This is a genomic window from Rhizobacter sp. P3_B12 (assembly GCF_056402895.1).
Genome location: NZ_JBFUGN010001527.1, coordinates 1 through 937 on the forward strand (window position 1 = coordinate 1; position 937 = coordinate 937).

The window sequence follows — 937 nt, forward strand, 5'->3', positions numbered from 1 at the left end:
GAGCGTCAGCGACGACCCGAAGCCGGGCGAGTTCCAGGCGATCGCCGCGGCCACGAAAGACCGGCCGGATGCGATGCAGATCCACTCGATGCTGCTGCGTTCGATGCAGCAGGCGATCTACACGCCGATCAACAGCGGCCACTTCGGCCTCGCGTACGAGGCCTACACGCACTTCACGAGCCCGATCCGCCGCTATCCCGACCTGCTGGTGCACCGGGTGATCAAGGCCTTGCTGCACGGCAAGCGCTACAGCATCGTGACCGGCGCGCTCGAAGCGGCCTCGAAGGCCAAGCGCGCTTCGCACACCGAGGAAGAGACCTGGGAAGTGGCGGGCGCGCATTGCAGCGCGAACGAACGCCGCGCCGACGAGGCCTCGCGCGATGTCGAGGCCTGGCTCAAGTGCCGCTTCATGCGCGAGCATCTCGGCGAGGAATATGGCGGCACCGTCACGGCGGTCACGAGCTTCGGGTTGTTCGTCACGCTCGATGGCCTGTACGTCGAGGGCCTGATCCACATCACCGAGCTGGGTGGCGAGTACTTCAAGTTCGACGAGGCGCGCCAGGAGCTGCGCGGCGAGCGCTCGGGCGTGCGCTACACGGTCGGCGCACGGGTGCGGGTGCAGGTGAGTCGCGTCGACCTCGACGGCCGCAAGATCGACTTCCGCATGGTCCACGAGGGCGATGAGGGCGGCATCCCCGCGCGGCCCCGCAAGGTGGTCGACAAGACCGGCGGCGCAGCGGCCGAGCTGGCGTCGGTGAAGGGCGCGGACCGCGCGGCCAAGGCTGGCACGAAGGCGGCCAAGGGCCGGTCGGCACATCCGGTGCGGGCGGYCAAGACCGCAGCGCGCAAGAGCGGCGGCAAGACGGCCGCCAAGGCGCCGCGCCGACGCTGAGGGGTCTCAGCCGCGGCGCAGTTGCGCGCGCAGTTGTGCGTGCAG

The 937-nt window shown here is 69.9% G+C and carries 1 protein-coding gene; it reads left to right on the plus strand.

All coding sequences use genetic code 11. The features are described from left to right. A partial coding sequence (locus AC1D01_RS36630; RefSeq protein WP_477874706.1) for an RNB domain-containing ribonuclease occupies positions 1–892 on the plus strand: 892 nt, incomplete at its 5' end. Between the last annotated feature and the right edge of the window lie 45 nt (positions 893–937).